General features: G+C 65.5%; 22 protein-coding genes. 16 read left to right on the plus strand and 6 right to left on the minus strand.

What is annotated here, in order from left to right:
* Nucleotides 1–59: 59 nt before the first annotated feature.
* Both aguA and PTT45_RS15250 read left to right on the plus strand, forming a co-directional pair.
* Entirely contained in the window at nt 60–1,169 is a 1,110-nt protein-coding gene (aguA, locus tag PTT45_RS15245; protein WP_273814365.1) for an agmatine deiminase, read from the plus strand.
* Nucleotides 1,170–1,178: 9 nt separating this feature from the next.
* Nucleotides 1,179–2,270, plus strand: coding sequence for an extracellular solute-binding protein (locus PTT45_RS15250; protein WP_273814367.1), 1,092 nt, complete (start codon nt 1,179–1,181; stop codon nt 2,268–2,270).
* 63 nt (nt 2,271–2,333) lie between these two features.
* Here PTT45_RS15250 and PTT45_RS15255 read toward each other — a convergent pair whose 3' ends face one another.
* A complete protein-coding gene (locus tag PTT45_RS15255) occupies nt 2,334–2,690 on the minus strand; it encodes a hypothetical protein (protein WP_273814369.1) in 357 nt (118 codons plus the stop codon).
* 138 nt (nt 2,691–2,828) lie between these two features.
* Here PTT45_RS15255 and PTT45_RS15260 point away from each other — a divergent pair, with 138 nt between their 5' ends.
* Nucleotides 2,829–3,266, plus strand: a complete 438-nt coding sequence (locus PTT45_RS15260) for a 3-isopropylmalate dehydratase (protein WP_273814370.1) — start codon at nt 2,829–2,831, stop codon at nt 3,264–3,266.
* Between the two features lie 65 nt (nt 3,267–3,331).
* A complete protein-coding gene (locus PTT45_RS15265; protein WP_273814371.1) occupies nt 3,332–3,634 on the plus strand; it encodes a hypothetical protein in 303 nt (100 codons plus the stop codon).
* On the opposite strand, the gene PTT45_RS15270 is transcribed toward PTT45_RS15265, so the two are convergent.
* From PTT45_RS15270 to PTT45_RS15280, 3 genes are all read right to left on the minus strand, one after another.
* Nucleotides 3,635–4,660, minus strand: a complete 1,026-nt coding sequence (locus tag PTT45_RS15270; protein WP_273814372.1) for a hypothetical protein — start codon at nt 4,658–4,660, stop codon at nt 3,635–3,637.
* Nucleotides 4,661–4,718: 58 nt separating this feature from the next.
* Complete coding sequence (locus PTT45_RS15275; RefSeq protein WP_273814373.1) at nt 4,719–5,444, minus strand: substrate-binding periplasmic protein; 726 nt, start codon at nt 5,442–5,444, stop codon at nt 4,719–4,721.
* Nucleotides 5,445–5,529: 85 nt separating this feature from the next.
* Nucleotides 5,530–6,444, minus strand: coding sequence for a LysR family transcriptional regulator (locus tag PTT45_RS15280; RefSeq protein WP_273814375.1), 915 nt, complete (start codon nt 6,442–6,444; stop codon nt 5,530–5,532).
* A gap of 117 nt (nt 6,445–6,561) precedes the next feature.
* Here PTT45_RS15280 and PTT45_RS15285 point away from each other — a divergent pair, with 117 nt between their 5' ends.
* Entirely contained in the window at nt 6,562–7,005 is a 444-nt protein-coding gene (locus tag PTT45_RS15285; RefSeq protein WP_273814622.1) for a carboxymuconolactone decarboxylase family protein, read from the plus strand.
* A gap of 45 nt (nt 7,006–7,050) precedes the next feature.
* Nucleotides 7,051–7,284 (plus strand): hypothetical protein, encoded by a 234-nt coding sequence (locus tag PTT45_RS15290; RefSeq protein ID WP_273814376.1) that lies wholly within the window; start codon nt 7,051–7,053, stop codon nt 7,282–7,284.
* A 3-nt stretch (nt 7,285–7,287) separates the two neighbouring features.
* Here the strand turns inward: PTT45_RS15290 and PTT45_RS15295 are convergent, their stop codons facing one another.
* Nucleotides 7,288–7,899: a LysE family translocator gene (locus PTT45_RS15295; RefSeq protein ID WP_273814377.1), complete on the minus strand. Its 612-nt coding sequence runs from the start codon at nt 7,897–7,899 to the stop codon at nt 7,288–7,290.
* Between the two features lie 235 nt (nt 7,900–8,134).
* On the opposite strand from PTT45_RS15295, the gene PTT45_RS15300 reads away from it, so the two are divergent.
* Entirely contained in the window at nt 8,135–9,100 is a 966-nt protein-coding gene (locus PTT45_RS15300; RefSeq protein ID WP_273814378.1) for a lipin/Ned1/Smp2 family protein, read from the plus strand.
* A 42-nt stretch (nt 9,101–9,142) separates the two neighbouring features.
* On the opposite strand, the gene PTT45_RS15305 is transcribed toward PTT45_RS15300, so the two are convergent.
* A complete protein-coding gene (locus PTT45_RS15305; RefSeq protein ID WP_273814380.1) occupies nt 9,143–9,781 on the minus strand; it encodes a LysE family translocator in 639 nt (212 codons plus the stop codon).
* A gap of 372 nt (nt 9,782–10,153) precedes the next feature.
* Here PTT45_RS15305 and PTT45_RS15310 point away from each other — a divergent pair, with 372 nt between their 5' ends.
* The 9 genes from PTT45_RS15310 to PTT45_RS15350 all read left to right on the plus strand — a co-directional run bounded on the left by PTT45_RS15310 (nt 10,154) and on the right by PTT45_RS15350 (nt 17,413).
* On the plus strand, nt 10,154–11,278 hold the full coding sequence (locus tag PTT45_RS15310) for a beta-ketoacyl-ACP synthase III (RefSeq protein ID WP_273814382.1): 1,125 nt from the start codon (nt 10,154–10,156) through the stop codon (nt 11,276–11,278).
* Between the two features lie 10 nt (nt 11,279–11,288).
* Nucleotides 11,289–11,897 carry an RNA polymerase sigma factor gene (locus PTT45_RS15315; protein WP_273814383.1) on the plus strand — a complete coding sequence of 203 codons (609 nt, stop codon included), beginning with the start codon at nt 11,289–11,291 and terminating at the stop codon, nt 11,895–11,897.
* Entirely contained in the window at nt 11,891–12,121 is a 231-nt protein-coding gene (locus tag PTT45_RS15320; RefSeq protein WP_273814385.1) for an anti-sigma factor family protein, read from the plus strand. Before PTT45_RS15315 ends, PTT45_RS15320 begins: the two co-directional genes overlap by 7 nt.
* Nucleotides 12,122–12,228: 107 nt before the next feature.
* Nucleotides 12,229–12,537: an HvfA family oxazolone/thioamide-modified RiPP metallophore gene (locus PTT45_RS15325; protein WP_273814387.1), complete on the plus strand. Its 309-nt coding sequence runs from the start codon at nt 12,229–12,231 to the stop codon at nt 12,535–12,537.
* A gap of 12 nt (nt 12,538–12,549) precedes the next feature.
* A complete protein-coding gene (locus PTT45_RS15330; RefSeq protein WP_273814388.1) occupies nt 12,550–13,377 on the plus strand; it encodes an HvfB family MNIO-type RiPP peptide maturase in 828 nt (275 codons plus the stop codon).
* Nucleotides 13,374–14,075, plus strand: coding sequence for an HvfC family RiPP maturation protein (locus PTT45_RS15335; RefSeq protein ID WP_273814390.1), 702 nt, complete (start codon nt 13,374–13,376; stop codon nt 14,073–14,075). Before PTT45_RS15330 ends, PTT45_RS15335 begins: the two co-directional genes overlap by 4 nt.
* 36 nt (nt 14,076–14,111) lie before the next feature.
* On the plus strand, nt 14,112–14,708 hold the full coding sequence (locus PTT45_RS15340; protein WP_273814391.1) for an HvfX family Cu-binding RiPP maturation protein: 597 nt from the start codon (nt 14,112–14,114) through the stop codon (nt 14,706–14,708).
* A gap of 180 nt (nt 14,709–14,888) precedes the next feature.
* Nucleotides 14,889–16,196, plus strand: a complete 1,308-nt coding sequence (locus tag PTT45_RS15345; RefSeq protein ID WP_273814392.1) for an OprO/OprP family phosphate-selective porin — start codon at nt 14,889–14,891, stop codon at nt 16,194–16,196.
* 86 nt (nt 16,197–16,282) lie between these two features.
* Nucleotides 16,283–17,413: a GNAT family N-acetyltransferase gene (locus PTT45_RS15350; protein WP_273814393.1), complete on the plus strand. Its 1,131-nt coding sequence runs from the start codon at nt 16,283–16,285 to the stop codon at nt 17,411–17,413.
* The last annotated feature ends 1 nt before the right edge of the window (nt 17,414 follow it).

The raw sequence follows: 17,414 nt of genomic DNA on the forward strand, positions 1-17,414 counted from the left end.
CGGCCGCTCTGCCGCGGGTACTGTCGAGCCATCCAACAGCCACCGACGAGTACCTAGCAATGGCCCGTTCCCTGACCTCTCTGCCCAAAGCCGACGGCTTCCGCCTGCCCGGCGAATTCGAACCCAAGGCGCGCTGCTGGCTCGGCTGGCCGGAGCGCACCGACGTGTGGCGCAACGGCGCCAAGCCGGCGCAGAAGGTCTGGGTCGAGATCGTCAGCGCCATCGCCAGCAGCGAGCCGGTCACCGTGTGCGCCTCGGCCAGCCAGTACGCGAACGCCCGCCGCCAGCTGCCGGCCCACGTACGGGTGGTGGAGATGACCTGTAACGACACCTGGTTCCGCGACAGCGGCCCGGCCTTCCTGGTGCATGACGACAGCGGCGAAGTGCGCGGCGTGGACTTCGAGTTCAACGCCTACGGCGGCCTCGATGGCGGCCTCTACTACCCCTGGGACAAGGACGACCAGATCGCCCAGAAGATCCTCGAGATCGAGGGCTACGACCGCTACCGCGCACCCTTCATCGCCGAGATGGGCGGCATCCAGAGCGACGGCCAGCGCACCCTGCTGACCACCGAGCAGTGCCTGCTCAACCGCAACCGCAACGCCCACCTGGGCAAGGATGAGGTGACCCGCCGTCTGCAGGACTACCTCGGCGCCGAACAGGTGATCTGGCTGCCGCGCGGCTGCAAGTTCGACGAAACCGACGGCCATATCGATGACCTGGCCTGTTTCGTCCGTCCCGGCGTGGTGGTGATGCAGTGGACCGATGATCGCAACGATCCGCAGTGGGAGATCTACCAGGAGGCCTACGACATCCTGCGCAGCACCCGCGACGCCCAGGGTCGTGAGCTGGAGATCCACAAGCTGCCGCAACCGCGCGTGCTGGAGTGGACCGCCGAGGAAGCCGAGGGCCTGGACCAGGACGACGCGACTCACACGCGCCAGGCCGGCACGCAGATCTGCGCTTCCTACATCAACTACTACGCCGGCAACTCGGCCATCGTCCTGCCGCTGTTCAACGACCCCTGCGACCGCATCGCCCAGGCCACCCTGGCCGAGCTGTTCCCCAAGCACCGCATCCTCGGCATCGAGAACTCGCGGGAAATCCTGCTCGGCGGTGGCAACGTCGCCTGCATCACCATGCCGCAATACGCGGCGCCCAAGCGCTAGGAGGCCAGCATGAAGCTGCATGCCGCGTTGTCGGCCCTGGCTCTCGTCGTCTGCGCCCAGGCGCAGGCGGGCGAGCCGGCCAAGCAGGTCAACCTGTACATCTGGAACGAGTACCTGGCGCCGGACACCCTGTCGGCCTTCGAGCAGAAGACCGGGATCAAGGTGGTGGTCGATCACTTCGATTCGCTGGAAACGGTGGAGACCAAGCTGCTCACCGGGCGCAGCGGCTACGACCTGGTGCTGACCGCCGGCCAGCACCTGCAGCGCGCCATCAGCAGCGATGCCCTGCAGCCGCTGGACAAGGCGGCGCTGCCGCACTTCACCGGGCTGGCGCCGGAGTTCACCACGCACATGGCGGCGTTCGATCCGGGCAACCGCTACGCCGGCCTGTACGTGTGGGGCACCACCGGCTTCGGTTACCAGCAGGAGGCCATCGCCAAGCGCCTGAGTGATGCGCCGACCGACAGCTGGGCGATGCTGATGGACCCGGCCGTGGTGGCGAAATTCGCCGACTGTGGGGTGAGCTTCCTCAACGACCCCAACGAGGTCTTTGCCGCGGCCTTCCGCTACCTGGGCCTGGACATCAACAAGCAGAACCTCGACGACCTCAAGCTCGCCGAGGCGCACCTGGCCAAGGTGCGGCCGTCGATCCGCTACTTCGACAACGACCGTAACATCGCCGACCTGGCCAATGGCGACACCTGCCTGGCGATGTCATGGAACGGCAACGTGTCGATCGCCGCCGGCCAGGCGCAGCAGGCGGGCAAGCCGTACAGCCTGCACTACAGCATTCCGCGTGAGGGCACGCTGATCTGGTTCGACGCCATGGTGATCCCCAAGGATGCCCCGCATCCCAAGGAGGCGCTGGCCCTGATGGATCACCTGATGACCCCCGAGGTGATCGGCGCGATCAGCAACAGCATCTACTACGCCAACGCGGTGCCGGCGGCGAACGCGACGGTAGATCCGGCCATCCTCGCCGACCCTGGCACCTACCCGCCGGCCGAGGTGCGCGCGCAGCTGTACACCAAGAACGACAACAGCCCCGCCTTCAACCGCGCCCTGACACGCGCCTTCAGCAAGCTGAAATCGGGGCTGTAGCGCGAACAGAAATACGCCGGCCCCCTGAGCGGGGCTGGCGAGGGAGTGAAGCCGTCAGGAGGCTCAGGCCGGGGTGCAGGTCAGGCGGGCGTCGCTCTGCTGGCCGCCGGCACGGGCCTCCACGCGCAGGGTGGCGCTCTCGCCGGGTGCCAGCTGGGCCCGCTGCTGCTGCGGCTCGGCGGCAGTGGGGCCGGGATCGACCACGCATTCCACTATCTGGGTATCGCGGTTGGTCAGCTTGAGCAGCAGGGTGGCGTTGCCGGTGACCGGGCCGGCGGCGTCGGTGTTGTCCTGGGCCGTCAGCGGGCTGCTGCTGGTTTCGATCTGCAGGCCGTTGAGCTGCTCGCTGATCTCGCCATCGGCCAATGCCAGTAGCGGTAGGCAGGCGGCCAGGCCGCCGCAGATAAGCATTGCTTTCATCTCGTTCTCCTCGCGCGTGCTGTTGGCCTGTAGAGGCCGGAAGCGTGCGCCAGGTTCAGGGATTCTGCCGGGTACTTGAGCCGCGGCGCCTAACCACCAATACTGGGCCGACCCCAGGTATGCCCAAGGAGGGCTCCCATGCGTTCATTGCTCGCTGTTCTTCCCCTGGTTGTATTGGCTGGTTGTTCGTCGTTCCGCCCCGATGCCGAGAACATCACGCCGGTGCCCAGTGATCGCCTGCTGGCTTACCAGGACGAGCAACAGAACGGCGGCCGACTGATCGTCAACCGTGACATGGGCGTGATGGGCGGCGGTTGCTACGTGGCCCTGGAAGTGGATCGCAAGCTCGCGGCGCGCATCGCCATGGCCGAAGTGGTCAGCTTCAACGTACCGTCCGGCACCCGCGTGCTGGGCCTGACCGTCGACAAGATGGACGACACCCTGTGCGGCATGGGTCGCCTGCACAAGGAGCTGGCGGTCAAGGTGACGCCGGGCAGCACCCAGTACTTCCACGTGGTCAGCGAGAACAAGGGCGGCTTCGACATTCGCCCGGATGCCAATCCGCCGCAGCCCTGATGGCGGCCCCGGGGGCGGGCCTCGGGCGCGACCTCTACTTTCATGGTCTGGCGAGGGAACTCCCCATGGATCGTATGCAAAGTCTCGTGTTCACCGTGTTGCTGCTGGCCGGCTTGCCTGCCGTCGCCGGCGAATGGCCCGCAGGCGTGCGCGACACCTTCCAGAAAGGCTGCGTGAACAGCGCGGGCGAGGCCCTGGGCCAGGAGCGCGCGGGGCTGTATTGCGAGTGCACGGTGAAACGCATCGACCGCGACTTCACCACTGCCGAGCTCACCGCGCTGGAGAAGGCCGAGCTGCCCGATCCGCTGATCAAGCGTTTGCAGCAGGTGTCGCAGCAGTGCCTGCAGACGCTGGGCGGGCAGGGCTAGTCAGTACTGGCGTAGCAGGCTGTACTGCGGACGCTCTCGCCAGTGACAGAGTTCTGTCTGAGGGGAGGTCAAGGCGCGCAGACTGAGTGTTTCTTCGCCCCAGTTCAGGCGCGCCAGCAGATAGATCTGTTGTTCTAGCTGAAAGATGCCTAGACCCCGGTGCGCCGAATCACTCAGTGGTCCCCAGCTCCGCTCCAGAAGCTTGGCGTTCAACTCGGTGCGAGGCAGAACGGTATTGTTCTTGTCCACAAGTAGCAGGTGTTGGCTGCTGCTACCGCAGCCGGCCCCCGAGTCATAGTCATAGCGTGCCAGTCGCTCATCGTTACCATCCCCGTCGAGATCTATGCTCATGACCGGTCGCGGAGTCGATTCGAGGCCAGGTAGTTGGCTATGTCCAAGTGGGTCCATGAGCTTTTGTGGCTTATCCCAACTAAGAGCTCTAGCCACTCCGTCGCGTACTGCCAGGCACAGTTGGATATGTGTGCCTTTGGGAAAGTCGCTCTTCACCTGTTGCTGGCGCTCGAATAGGCATAGCGGCTGCTTGGTCCCATCGTCCGCCAGGCGCGAAACCAGCTTGGCCTGGCTATGCTCCGCATCCAGTCGCCCGCTGATAATTAAAAGCTCTTTGTCTCGCTTCAGCAGGTAGTCGCGCGTGCCCCAGGTGGACCAGCGCAGTTCATCGTCTTCGCTTTCTGGGTAGCTTTCCGGGTTATGCCGGTCTATTGCCTCTATCTGCTCGTCGGCGCAGCTACCCCCACCCATAACCTCACCGAGATGCATGTCTCTTCCGCGCAATGAAACATGCAGGCTGCGCTGTATGTCATGCAGGGCCCGCTCAGGGTTTAGTCGTTTCCACAGCTCACGTTCTGCGTCGCTGGGTTGTTCGGTCAGGGGCTGTAGGCGGCTGGCGAGACTGCCGTCATTGAGCCAGCCGAGGACCTGCTGGCAGAGGGGCGCATGGTCACCGGTGGAGGCTAAAACAGGCGCTGCAAGCAGACAGGTCAAAGGAAAAACTAGTTTTTTCATGGGCACGAATCCTTTCGGCGAAGCCTGCACGCTAGGGGTGGAAGTGATGTCTGACAAGTCAGCGATAACGCGCGAGAATTTCCTCGAACTCACCGGCGTTGCTCATCTGCACCATGGCACGTAGCAGCGGCATGGTCGGCACGTCCGGTTCGTCGCGTACCAGGCAGGCGACCACATCTGCGGCGACTTCTTCGAGCTGGCGCAGGCGGCGGGCGGGAGGCTGCTGGCTGTTGAACCAGTCGAGGGTCAGCTGGTTGCTGACGGCGAAGCGGTAGCGACCCGCCTCCAGTTTCTCCAATACCAGCTGCTGGGTGCGCGCATCGTCGCGGCGCAGGTGGCCGCTGCTGAACAGCGGTTCAAGGCGTGGATAGCTGAAGCCCAGCACGGTGCCGATCAGGTCGCCATTGCGTTGCCCCGGTCGTTCAATCTCCTGGGCGTGGCCGACGATCAGGTCGCGCTGGACCATGAACGGCACGCTCCAGATGTACTGGTAGTGCGACTCGACCAGCCAGCCAGGGTTGACGTAGCAGCGCACGTCGATCTCGCCGCGCACCAGCATCTGTTGCACGCGCAGACGCGGCAGCACCGGCATCTCGGCGCGGCGGCCGATCTTCTGCGCCAGGCGTGTCTGCAGGTCGAAAAGGATGCCGCCGGCGGCATGGCCCTGGGCGTCGTAGCGCATCATCGGCATGGCCCAGCTCTCGGTCACCGAGAAGCGGATGGGGCGCTCCTCGGCCAGGGCTTCGGCGCAGAACAGCAGCAACACGATGGGCAGCAGGCGCATGAGGCTCTCGGGCTTGGGGGAGGGCGAGCGGGGTGCCCGTCCGTGACCCAGCTTAACCGCAATGGGGGCCGCTGCAAGGCCCATGCTAGGGCCGCCAGAGCGGGTCGTTGAGCATCAGTTCGCAGGCCCAGTCGGTGAAGGCACGGACCCGCGCCGAGAGGTGCCGCGAGTAGGGGTAGACCAGGCTCATGGGCATGCTCTCGAGCCGCCAGTCGGGCAGGACTTCCACCAGCTTGCCCTCGGCCAGCGGCTGTTGCGCTTCCGCGGCGGGCACCGTGGCGAAACCCAGGCCGGCCTCGGCGGCGGCGATGTAGGCGCCGCCACTGTTGAAGCGCATCGCCGGCTCCTGTTCGATGAGGAAGCTTTCCTCGCCGCGGCGCAGCACGTTGACCTTCTGCCGGCCGCTGCCGGGAAAGACGAAGGCCAGGTAGCGCAGGTTGGCGAGCTGGCTGGGGTGGTTCAGCGGCGGGTGCTGGGCCAGGTAGTCGGGCGTGGCGCAGATGATGAAGCGCATCTGGCCGATGGGCCGGCAGACCAGGTCCGGGGTGTTCACCGGGCCGCCACGGATGGCGCAGTCCACGCCTTCCTGGACCAGGTCGACGACGCGTTCGCTGCAGCCGACGTCGAGGCGCACCAGCGGGTGGCGGGCGACGAAGTCAGGCAGGGCAGGGATGACCAGGAAGCGCCCGACCGGCGAGGGCATCTCCACCTTGACCCGGCCATGGGCCACGCCGCGGCTGTGCGAGACGCTGCTCTCCAGTTCGTCGAGGTCTTCCAGTACCGCGCGGGCGCGTTCGTAGTAGGCGCTGCCGTCGGTGGTCGGTGATACCCGGCGGGTGGTGCGATGCAGCAGCTTGACGCCCAGCTGTGTCTCCAGCGCCAGCACCTGGCCGGACACGGTGGTCTTGGCCAGGCCCATGGCTTCGGCGGCGCGGGTGAAGCTGCCCAATTCGACTATGCGGCAGAAGGCGCGCATGGCTTCCAGGCGGTCAAAGGCCATTGTCCGTTTCTCCGCACAATGTTTACGAGTAAGGCCAATTTATCCATTAGTTGCCGAGTAATAAAGTGGCGACCAATCCCGGCAATGTGCCGGGTAATTTTCGGAGACGCCGCCATGATGACCAGCAAGCGCAACAACTATCACCAGACCGCTCCCCACGTGTTCAAGGCCATCTACGCCCTGGAGCAGGCCCAGGCCGCCTTCGGCCTGGAAAGCTCGCTGCGCGAGCTGATCAAGGTGCGTGCCTCGCAGCTCAATGGCTGCGCACTCTGCGTGGATCTGCACAGCAACGATGCGCTGCAGCAGGGTGAGTCGGCGCGCCGCCTGATGGCGCTGGGCGTGTGGGAGGAGGCGCCGTTCTTCAGCGAGCGCGAGCGTGCCGCGCTGCTGTGGACCGACACCCTGACCCTGCTGGCCGAGCGGCATGCCCCGGATGCGGTGTACGCGGAAGTGGCCAGGCACTTCGACGAGAGCGAAATTGCCGAGCTGACCCTGGCCATCGCCACCATCAACGCCTGGAACCGCTTCGGCGTCGGCTTCGCCCTGCAGCCGCTGCAGTGAGGCGCTGAGCCACAGCGTTACCTACGCCATCCGCAGGAGGTCATCATGCGTGCCGTACTGATCGAGACGCTGAATCTGGACGAGTCGCTATTGCGCCAGCGCCTGGCGGCGCTGGGCGAGTCCTGTGTGTGGCAGCTGGAGCCACGGTCGGCCGGTTGGCTGCTGTGGCTGGAGGAGTCGGCCGCTGCCGGGCGGCTCTGCGGCGCGTTGCTGGGCTGCGCTTGGGTGCGCCGGCTGAGCTTCGCCGCCGCGCAGCCTGTCTGCGATCTGGCGAGCTGAAGTTCAGCGCGTCAGCGGCAGGGCCAGGCCCATGACGGCGAACAGCCCGCCACAGCAGCGATTGAAGCCGCGCCCGGCGCGCTCCAGCCAGGGACGGGTGCGCTGCGCGGTGCGTGCCAGCAGGTATTCCACCACACCCTCGACGATGGCGAAGGTGGCGGCCATCACGGCGAACTGCAGCCACAGGTTGCTCGCGGGGTCGATGAATTGCGGCAGGAAGGCGCCGAAGAACAGGATCACCTTGGGGTTGGACAAGGCCGACAGCAGGCCCTGGCGGAACAGCTGGATGCCGGGGCGCGGCGCGGCCGATTCCAGCGGGGTGAGGTGCAGGGCTGGTGCACGCCAGAGCTGGATGCCGAGCCAGATCAGGTAGGCGGCGCCCAGCCACTTGAGCACCAGCAGTGCATGGGCCGAGGCCTTGAGCAGGGCCGCCAGGCCGAACATCGACAGCGCCATCAGCAGCACGAAGCCGAGCATGCCGCCGGTGACCGTCCACAGGGCGCGGCGATGACCGTACAGCGCGCCGTGGGTCAGGGCCAGAAGACCGTTGGGGCCGGGTGTCAGCGACAGGCCGAAGACGGCGGTGAGGTAGATCAGCCAGGTATGCAGGGCCATGGGAGCTGCCGAATGGAGTCGAGGGATGCTGCTGACGCTAACCGAAGGTGATGCGGGTCACAAGCCAAGCAGATCACGCTCGCGCCGCAACGGCGCGCCAGAGCCGCTGGCGTTTGCGGCAGGCTTGCGTGGCGCTTCGGGCGTTCATGTTGGGTTAACAATCGCTGCTTAACTTCTAGCGCTCCCCGGTCTGGGGATGCGCCATAACAACAACGAACCATAAGGAAATGTAGCGATGCGTGCTCTCGCAGCCCTCACCCTGCTGGCCGTCAGTGCCCAGGTCAGTGCCCAGTGTCCCGACTTCCAGAGTCCCGCCAACCCGCCGAGCTTCAGCAAGCCGGCGAAGAAGAACTTCCGCAATTTCGGCAGCCAGGTCCTGGCTGGCCTGTACAAGCCCTGGCACATGGTCCACGACCAGATGGTACGCAGCGGCCAGGCCGCCACCATCACCGCCAAGTTCGACTACGACGCGGTGCTGCACAAGGATCTGGAGGGCGAGTACGTGCACGCCTACCTGTACGGCACTGGCATGAGTGGCTGGAACTACCTGGGCCGCTACACCACCGACAGCGACGGCAAGATCAACGTGGCGCTCGGCAACCGGCCGGTGGGCGAGTACCGCGTGCGCTTCGTGGTCGAGGGCGACCTCAGCCAGGTCGACGGCTACCTCAGCGTGGTCGACCCGAATCGCCCGGCGGTGCTGTTCGATATCGATGGCACCCTGACCATCAACGACTTCGAGGCCTACGCCGACTACATCGGGGTCAAGACAGCACAGGCTTACTACTACGCCCCGCAGACAGTGAAGGCCTATCGCGACAAGGGCTACCAGCTGGTATTCCTCACCGCCCGGCCGTACTGGGTGACCAAGGACGCGCGGCAGTGGTTCGACACCCAGGGCATCCCGCAGTGGCACTACCGCTCCAACCCCTATGGCGATGGCCCGATCCCGCCGGATACCCAGGCGCACAAGACCAACTACGTGAAGTACCTGCGCGAGCAGGTCGGCCTGAACATCGTGCGCGCCTACGGCAACGCCACTACCGATATCGCGGCCTACGCCGCAGGCGGCATTCCCAAGGCTGACACCTGGATCATCGGGCAGTACGCCGGGACCAGCGGCACCCAGGCGGTCGGCGGCGACTACAGCTACCACTACAGCACCGTGGTGGCGGCCACTCCGCCAGCCAACTGCAACTGAAACGAAAAAGGGGCCATGCGGCCCTTTTTTCTTTGGTGGGCTTCACACCCGGTCGGCGAGGGCCAGCTTTACGCCTAGTGCGGTGAACAGCCCGCCGGTGCAACGCTCCAGCCACAGGCCGACGCGGCGGCCGATCTGTAGACGCTGCTGGGCGAAGGCGGTGAACAGGGCCAGCAGGTGGCACCAGAGCATGCCGTTGATGTTGAAGATGGCGCCCAGTAGGAGGAAGGCCATGGCCTTGTGCTCGGCGTCCGGGCTGATGAACTGCGGCACGAAGGCGAGGAAGAACAGCGCCACCTTGGGGTTGAGCACGTTGGTCAGGAAACCCTGGGCGAAGATGCGCCCATAAGGCTGAGCCGTCAGTTCGCTGGAGCCGGCCTCGACCGGCTCCTTGCGCCTGGCCAGCAGCATGCCAATGCCGATGTACAGCAGGTAGGCGGCGCCGATCAGTTTGACCACCATGAAGGCAGTGGCCGAGGTGGCGAGCAGGGCGGACATGCCCAGCGCGGCGGCCACTATGTGCACGCAAGTGCCCGCGCCGATGCCCAGTGCCGCCGCCGAGCCGGCACGCCAGCCCTGGCTGGCGCTGCGCGCCATGACCAGCAGCGAGTCGGGGCCGGGAGCCATGTTCAGCAGAAGGCCGGAGAGGATGAACAGCGCGAGGTCGTGGGTGCCGAGCATGGCGAGGTGGTCCTGATTGCCGGGAGGCCAATCCTGCGCCTTTCCTGAGTGGCCGGTCAAAGCGCTTGGTCTGTCGTGAATGCGCGGATTTTCGCGCAATGACAGCGCTTTTGCCGAAAATAGCCGCATTTCTCCTGTGCCTTTCCCGCCATATCGTGCATCTCCTGAAAACCTGGGGGCGCGCCGCCAGTCGGTGCCGCTTCGCCATGGCAGCGCCGCAGGCCCCGGCTATGGCACACTCCGCTCTTTGCAGCGCGCTGTGCCACTGCTTGGTTCGCGCCACCGTTGCAACCCAATTGGCGCCGCCGGCCTGGGCCGAGGTGCAACCGTCAAGCTCGCCGCTCCGGGCGGCCAGAAGAAGAGGAATGTCCCGTGCACAAAGCCGTAATCAGTGGCACTGGCCTGTACACCCCCGCCAACAGCATCTCCAACGACGAGCTGGTGGCCTCCTTCAATGCCTATGTTCAACAGTTCAACGCCGACAACGCCGCCGCCATCGAGCGCGGTGAGGTCGAGGCGCTGAGCGAGTCCAGCAGCGCCTTCATCGAGAAGGCTTCCGGCATCAAGAGCCGCTACGTGATGGACAAGGCCGGCATCCTCGACCCGCAGCGCATGACCCCGCGTCTGCCGCAGCGCAGCAACGAGGAGTGGGGAATTCTCTGCGAGATGTCCGTGGCCGCCGCCAAGCAGGCGCTGGAGCGCGCTGGCCGCACCGTGGCTGACATCGACGGCGTGATCGTCGCCTGTTCCAACCTGGAGCGTGCCTACCCGGCCGTGGCCATCGAAGTGCAGGCCGCCCTGGGCATCGACGGTTGGGGCTACGACATGAACGTGGCCTGCTCCTCGGCCACCTTCGGCATCCAGGCCGCCAACAACGCGATCGCCACCGGCCAGGCGCGTGCGGTGCTGATGGTCAACCCGGAGATCTGCACCGGCCACCTGAACTTCCGCGACCGCGACAGCCACTTCATCTTCGGCGATGGCGCCACCGCGGTGATCATCGAGCGTGCCGACCAGGCCACCTCGCCGCACCAGTGGGACATCGTCGGTACCAAGCTGCTGACCCAGTTCTCCAACAACATCCGCAACAACTTCGGCTTCCTCAACCGCGCGGCGGAAGAGGGCATCGGCGCCAAGGACAAGCTGTTCGTCCAGGAAGGCCGCAAGGTGTTCCGCGACGTATGCCCGATGGTGGCCGAGCTGATCGCCGGGCACCTGGCCGAGAACCAGCTGAACGTCGGCGACGTGAAGCGCTTCTGGCTGCACCAGGCCAACCTCAACATGAACCTGCTGATCGCCCGCAAGCTGCTCGGCCGCGACGCCGAGGCGCACGAGGCACCGGTGATCCTCGACACCTACGCCAACACCAGCTCCGCCGGTTCGGTGATCGCCTTCCACAAGAACCAGGATGATCTGCCGGCTGGCAGCCTGGGCGTGCTGAGTTCCTTCGGCGCGGGCTACTCCATCGGCAGCGTGATCCTGCGCCGCAAGGGCTGATCGGCGCGGCATGTCAGGGACCGACGCCGAGCTGCTCGCCCGCCTGCTGGCTGGTGAGCAGCACGCCTTCCGCGAACTGGTATCGAGCTATCAGGGCGCCATGCGCGCCGTGGCCTTCGCCATCGTCGGCAGCCGCAACGCCGACGAGGTAGTACAGGACGCCTGGCTGGCCGTGGTGCGCAACCTCGGCGGCTTCCAGGAACGCGCCAGCCTGAAGACCTGGCTGCTGACCATTACCGCCAATACCGCCAAGAGCCGCCTGCGACAGCAGCGCCGCGAACCGTTGCTCGACGATCTGCCGGCGCCGCATGGCAGCGTCGGTGCCGAGCGTTTCGCCGAGGATGGCCACTGGCAGACTTCGCCCAGCCAGTGGGAACTGGATACTCCGGAGGCGTTGCTGGCCGAGGCGGAGCTGCGCGAGTGCCTGGAGAAGACCATCGCCAGCCTGTCCGAGCTGCAGTCCAGTGTGTTGCTGCTGCGCGAGCGCCAGGGGCTGGAGCCCGAGGAGATCTGTAATCTTCTCGATATCTCGCTCTCCAATCTGCGGGTACTGCTGCATCGCGCCCGGCTCAAGGTGTTCGCCACCCTGGAGCATTTCGAGGAGACCGGCCAATGCTGAGCTGCAAGGAACTGGTGGCCCATTCCAGCGACTATCTCGACGGCCAGCTGCGCCTGCGCGAGCGCATCAGCGTGCGTGCGCACCTGGCCATGTGCGGCCATTGCCGGCGCTTCATCCGCCAGCTCAAGCTGAGCCAGGCGGTGCTGCGCAAACTGCCAGACGAGGCGATTCCAGAGCTCGATGCCCTGGCCGAGAAGCTCGCCCGCCAGCAGCGCGAATCCTGATCCGCAAAATTTTTCCCGCCGTGCTGTAACGACCCGCATCGACCTCCGTCTAGTGTTGCGAAGGAGCCAGGCGCTCCTCGCACAACAATCACGACTGGAGAGACTCCATGAAACAGCGCAATTCCATCGCCATCACCCTGGGCGCAGCTCTGCTCGGCAGCACCTTCGCCGCACAGGCCGGCAGCAATCCCTTCGCCGCTCAGGAGCTGGCCAGCGGCTACAGCCTGGCGGCCCAGGAGAAGAGCCAGGAAGGTTCCTGTGGTGAGGGCAAGTGTGGCGCCGAGATGCAAGGCAAGGCGGCTGACAAGGCCGAGGAAGGCAAGTGCGGCGGCGACAAGGCGCATAAGGAAGGCAGCTGCGGCGAGGAGGGCAAGGCCGGCCACGAGGGCAAGTGCGGCGGCGAGAAGGCCGAGTAAGGGCGACGGGACATGGCCAACGGCAACTTCGTCAGCGGCGCGGGCCTGGGCCTGCGTCGCGGCCTGCTCGGCGAGCTGCAGGACAGTGCAGCTGAGCACGTGGATTTCCTCGAGATCGCGCCGGAGAACTGGATCGGCGTCGGCGGTCGATTCGGTCGTCAGCTGCGCGCGCTGACCGAGCGCCTGCCGTTCCTCTGCCACGGCCTGTCCCTCAACCTCGGCGGCTACGCGCCGCTGGATCTCGAACTGCTACGTGCGATCAAGGCCTTCCTCGATGAGCACGGCATCCGTGGCTACAGCGAGCACCTGTCGGCTTGCGCCGACGACGGCCAGCTGTACGACCTGATGCCGCTGCCGTTCAGCAATGATGCGGTGCGCCGGGTGGCCGCGCGCATCCGCCAGGTCGAGGAGGTGCTGGGGCGGCCGTTGATCATCGAGAACGTCTCGGCCTATGCGCGTCTGCCCGGCGAGCTGGACGAGATTGACTTCGTCCGCGCGGTGCTGGAGGAGGCTGACTGCCGCTTGCTGTTGGACGTCAACAACGTGCAGGTCAACGCCCACAATTTCGGCTTCGACCCGCACGCCTATATCGCGGCGATGCCCAGCGAGCGCATTGCCTACCTGCATGTGGCCGGGCACATGGACCAGGCTGCGGACCTCAAGATCGATACCCACGGCGCGCCGGTGGAAGACCCGGTCTGGGCGCTGCTGGCATATGCCTATGCAGTACATGGTGTACGCCCGACGTTACTGGAGCGTGACTTCAATTTCCCGCCGGTGGCCGAGCTGTATGCCGAGGTAGGACGCATCCGCACGCTGCAAGGGGAGGTCGGGCGATGAGTCAGCGCGACCAGCAGGCCTTCGCCGCACGCATCCGCCAGCCCGGAACACCGCTGGTGCAGGGGGTGCCCACCGAGCGCATGGCGGTGTACGAGGAGCTGTTCTTCAACAACCTCGACGGCTTTATCCGCAGTGGTTTTCCGGTGCTTTGCCGGATCCTCGGCGAACCGCGTCGGCAGCGCCTGGTACGGGCCTTCCTCGCCGGGCATCGGGCCGCTACGCCGTATTTCCTGCAGATCGGTGGTGAGTTTGTCGACTGGCTGGAGCTGGGTGGCGGTGCGGAGCCGGACGATCCGCCGTTTCTCGCCGAGCTGGCGCATTACGAGCGCGTCGAACTGGCCCTGGATATCGCCACCGAAGCGTTGCCGCTTCAGGGTTGGTCACCGTTGGCCTGGCCGTTGGCATACGCCTGGCCGGTGCAGCGTCTGAGCTGCGAATACCGCCCTGTTGAACCACTGGCCGAGCCGACCTGTCTGCTGGCCTGGCGCGACGCGCAGGAGCGCGTGCGTTTCCAGCAGATGTCGCCCTTCGCCTACCACCTGGCCCTGCGCCTGCAGGCCGGACAGCCTCATCTGGAGGCCTTGCTGGACCTGGCCGAGGCCAGTGGCCTGGCGGCCGACAAGCGCTACTTCGCCAATGCCCGCGCGCTGCTGGATGACTGGCAGCGCCAGGACATCTGGTTTCCACCTCTTGCCTGAAGGGGCTGGGCACGCCGCCCAGTCCGGGAGAACAACATGCTGAACCTGCTCAAGCGCCTCCAGGCCGCTCTGGACGCTAGTCGTCGCCTGGATTTTCTCGCACCGCTGTTGCTGCGCCTGTACCTGGTGCCGGTGTTCTGGATGGCCGGCACGCACAAGCTGGCGGACATAGACGCCACCATCGCCTGGTTCGGCAATCCGGACTGGGGGCTGGGCCTACCGTTTCCCGAGCTGCTGGCCTGGCTGGCGGCGCTGACCGAGGCGGGAGGGGCGCTGCTCTTGCTGAGTGGCCTGGCCGTGCGTTGGATCAGCGTGCCACTGATGGTGACCATGCTGGTGGCGATTTTCGCCGTGCACTGGCCGTACGGCTGGCAGGCCATCGCCGATCCGTCTGCGCCCTTTGCCAACGAGCGCGTGCTGGCCGCGGCGCAGAAGCTGGAGCGCGCCCGCGCGATCCTGCAGGAGCATGGCGACTACTCGTGGCTGACCAGCAGTGGTCGCCTGGTGGTGCTGAACAACGGCATCGAATTCGCCGTGACATACCTGCTCATGCTGCTGAGTCTGTTCTTCACCGGAGCGGGACGCTGGGTAAGTCTCGATCACTGGTTGGCGAGAGGCTTTGGCCGCCGTTGAACAGGCGCAAGCCCAGTCTGCGCGGCACTTCGCTGGTTATCGTCGCAGGAAGTAAAAAGTTCCTCTGTCATAGAATTTTCATATAACGGCAACTGGGCTGAAATAACCCCCCGCCAAGATTCCCCCCCAACACGCAGGGCCAAGCCCAGTGTTTTTCTAAGACCAAAAGGGGAATCCTTCATGAAGCACTTCGCCGGTTTTGCTGCCAGCGCCCTGGCCCTGGCCATTTCCGCCCAGGCTTTCGCCGGTACCGTCACCACTGACGGCGCCGACATCATGATCAAGACCAAAGGTGGCCTGGAAGTGGGCACCACCGACAAGGCCTTCAGCTTCAAGCTGGGCGGTCGTATCCAGGCTGACTACAGCCGCTTCGATGGCTTCTACACCAAGAACGGCAACACTGCCGACGCCGGTTACTTCCGTCGTGCCTTCGTAGAACTGGGCGGCGTGCTGTACACCGACTGGGCCTACCAGATCAACTACGACCTGTCGCAGAACGCCGGCGGTGACAACCGCAAGGAAGACGGTTACTTCGACGAGGCTTCCCTGGCCTACAACGGTTTCGCCCCGGTCTCCATCAAGGTCGGTCGCTTCGATCCGGAGTTCGGTCTGGAAAAAGCCACCAGCTCCAAGTGGGTAACCGCTCAAGAGCGTACCGCTGCCTATGACCTGGTTGACTGGGCCAACGGCCACAACGGCGGCATGGGTCTGCAGGTTTCCGGCAACGTCGGCCCGACCCTGTACGGTTCCGCTGGTGTGTTCGCCAAGGACGCCACCAACTCCACCGAAGACGGCGACAGCGCTCCGCAGTTCAACCTGCGCGGTGTGTTCGCCCCGATGTACGAAGCCGGCAACGTCCTGCACTTCGGCGTCAACTACGCCTACCGCGACCTGTCCGATACCGCCTTCGACGGCCGTATCCGCAGCCGCCTGGGCATGCGTGGCGTGAGCACCGACGGTGGTCAGGATGCTGGCGACAACGGCAACCGCCTGACCCTGGCTGGTGCCGAAGTGACTCCGGCCGGCGCCTTCGGCGACGACGCCGCCTGGGGCCTGGAAGCGGCCTGGGCCATGGGCCCGTTCTCCCTGCAGGGTGAGTACGTTTCCCGCAGTCTGGAAGCCGACGATGCTGCCTACGAGGACATCGACGCTGACGGTTACTACATCCAGGCCGCCTACACCCTTACCGGTGAGGCTCGTGGCTACAAGCTCGGCAAGTTCGACGCGATCAAGCCTGCCAACAAGCAGATCGGCGCCTGGGAAGTCTTCTACCGCTACGACAACATCAGCGCCGAAGACGACAACGGCAGCTTCGCCACCAAGGACGACGTCGAGGGCAAAGTGCACAACCTCGGTCTGAACTGGTACGCCAACGAGTCGGTGAAGATCAGCGGCGTGTACGTCAAGTCCAAGGTCGACAACGCCACCAACTCCAATGGCGACGACGACGGCGACGGCTTCGTAATGCGTGCCCAGTACGTCTTCTAAGCAGTAAAACGTTGTATTGATGCTCCTTACTGAGCCCCGCATCCGCGGGGCTTTTTTTTGCCTGTGCTAGTCGCCAGACTGGCGGCATGTCTCTTCACATCCTGCACCGCCTCGCCGATATCCAGCCCACCGCCTGGGACGCCCTGTTGCCCGAGGCACAACCCTTCCTGCGTCACGCCTTCCTCTCAGCGCTGGAGGACAGCGGCAGCGTCGGTGCGCGCACCGGCTGGCAGCCATCCCACCGACTGCTGCGTGCCGATACGGGCGAAGTGCTGGCCGCCTTGCCGGCCTACCTGAAGCAGCACTCCTTCGGCGAATACGTGTTCGACATGGGCTGGGCCGAGGCCTGCCAGCGTGCCGGCATCGCCTATTACCCCAAGCTGCTTGGCGCCGTGCCGTTCAGCCCGGTCACAGGGCCGCGTCTGCTGGGGGACCCACTGCAGCTGGGCACGCTGCTCGACGAGCTGACGGCGAGCCTGGAGCCGGAGGGGTTGTCCGGGCTGCATATCAACTTCCTGCGCGATGAGGACGATGCGTTGTTCGAGGGTCGTGACGGCTGGCTGCAGCGTCTGGACTGCCAGTACCACTGGCGCAACCACGGCTATCGCGACTTCCAGGACTTCCTCGACGCGCTCAACTCGCGCAAGCGCAAGCAACTGCGCAAGGAGCGCGAGCAGGTGGCCGGGCAGGGCATCGAGTTCCGCTGGCAGCAAGGTGCCGAGCTGAGCGAGGCGGACTGGGATTTCGTCTACGCCTGCTACGCGAGTACCTACCATGTGCGCCGCCGCGCCCCTTACCTGACGCGCGAGTTCTTCAGCCTGCTGGCCGAGCGCATGCCGGAGGCGATCCGTGTGGTCAGCGCGCGCCAGGGCGGGCGAGCGGTGGCGATGGCCTTCAGTCTGGTGGCCGGCGGCAGCTTCTACGGGCGTTACTGGGGTTGTCTGGGCGACTTCGACCGCCTGCACTTCGAGACCTGCTTCTACCAGGGCATCGAGCGCGCCATCGGCGAGGGCCTGCAGCACTTCGACGCCGGCGCCCAGGGCGAGCACAAGCTGATCCGCGGCTTCGAGCCGGTCATCACCCGTTCCTGGCACTACCTGTTACATCCCGGCCTGCGCGCCGCGGTAGCGAATTTCCTAGACGAGGAGCGCCCGGCCGTACAGGCCTATGCCGAGCAGGCGCGTGAGTTGCTGCCCTATCGCCAGGCGGGTTGCTGAG

The sequence above is a fragment of the Pseudomonas sp. Gutcm_11s genome (assembly GCF_028649395.1).
Lineage (GTDB): Bacteria > Pseudomonadota > Gammaproteobacteria > Pseudomonadales > Pseudomonadaceae > Aquipseudomonas.

Excerpts from the sequence above, each read along its gene's own strand:
- PTT45_RS15350 (WP_273814393.1), top strand. The coding sequence starts at position 16,283 with ATGTCTCTTCACATCCTGCACCGCCTCGCCGATATCCAGCCCACCGCC.
- PTT45_RS15320 (WP_273814385.1), top strand. The coding sequence starts at position 11,891 with ATGCTGAGCTGCAAGGAACTGGTGGCCCATTCCAGCGACTATCTCGAC.
- PTT45_RS15295 (WP_273814377.1), bottom strand. The coding sequence starts at position 7,899 with ATGGCCCTGCATACCTGGCTGATCTACCTCACCGCCGTCTTCGGCCTG.
- PTT45_RS15340 (WP_273814391.1), top strand. The coding sequence starts at position 14,112 with ATGCTGAACCTGCTCAAGCGCCTCCAGGCCGCTCTGGACGCTAGTCGT.
- PTT45_RS15265 (WP_273814371.1), top strand. The coding sequence starts at position 3,332 with ATGGATCGTATGCAAAGTCTCGTGTTCACCGTGTTGCTGCTGGCCGGC.
- PTT45_RS15300 (WP_273814378.1), top strand. The coding sequence starts at position 8,135 with ATGCGTGCTCTCGCAGCCCTCACCCTGCTGGCCGTCAGTGCCCAGGTC.
- PTT45_RS15285 (WP_273814622.1), top strand. The coding sequence starts at position 6,562 with ATGACCAGCAAGCGCAACAACTATCACCAGACCGCTCCCCACGTGTTC.
- PTT45_RS15305 (WP_273814380.1), bottom strand. The coding sequence starts at position 9,781 with ATGCTCGGCACCCACGACCTCGCGCTGTTCATCCTCTCCGGCCTTCTG.
- PTT45_RS15255 (WP_273814369.1), bottom strand. The coding sequence starts at position 2,690 with ATGAAAGCAATGCTTATCTGCGGCGGCCTGGCCGCCTGCCTACCGCTA.
- PTT45_RS15335 (WP_273814390.1), top strand. The coding sequence starts at position 13,374 with ATGAGTCAGCGCGACCAGCAGGCCTTCGCCGCACGCATCCGCCAGCCC.
- PTT45_RS15270 (WP_273814372.1), bottom strand. The coding sequence starts at position 4,660 with ATGAAAAAACTAGTTTTTCCTTTGACCTGTCTGCTTGCAGCGCCTGTT.
- PTT45_RS15250 (WP_273814367.1), top strand. The coding sequence starts at position 1,179 with ATGAAGCTGCATGCCGCGTTGTCGGCCCTGGCTCTCGTCGTCTGCGCC.
- PTT45_RS15315 (WP_273814383.1), top strand. The coding sequence starts at position 11,289 with ATGTCAGGGACCGACGCCGAGCTGCTCGCCCGCCTGCTGGCTGGTGAG.
- PTT45_RS15280 (WP_273814375.1), bottom strand. The coding sequence starts at position 6,444 with ATGGCCTTTGACCGCCTGGAAGCCATGCGCGCCTTCTGCCGCATAGTC.
- aguA (WP_273814365.1), top strand. The coding sequence starts at position 60 with ATGGCCCGTTCCCTGACCTCTCTGCCCAAAGCCGACGGCTTCCGCCTG.
- PTT45_RS15345 (WP_273814392.1), top strand. The coding sequence starts at position 14,889 with ATGAAGCACTTCGCCGGTTTTGCTGCCAGCGCCCTGGCCCTGGCCATT.
- PTT45_RS15275 (WP_273814373.1), bottom strand. The coding sequence starts at position 5,444 with ATGCGCCTGCTGCCCATCGTGTTGCTGCTGTTCTGCGCCGAAGCCCTG.
- PTT45_RS15290 (WP_273814376.1), top strand. The coding sequence starts at position 7,051 with ATGCGTGCCGTACTGATCGAGACGCTGAATCTGGACGAGTCGCTATTG.
- PTT45_RS15325 (WP_273814387.1), top strand. The coding sequence starts at position 12,229 with ATGAAACAGCGCAATTCCATCGCCATCACCCTGGGCGCAGCTCTGCTC.
- PTT45_RS15260 (WP_273814370.1), top strand. The coding sequence starts at position 2,829 with ATGCGTTCATTGCTCGCTGTTCTTCCCCTGGTTGTATTGGCTGGTTGT.
- PTT45_RS15330 (WP_273814388.1), top strand. The coding sequence starts at position 12,550 with ATGGCCAACGGCAACTTCGTCAGCGGCGCGGGCCTGGGCCTGCGTCGC.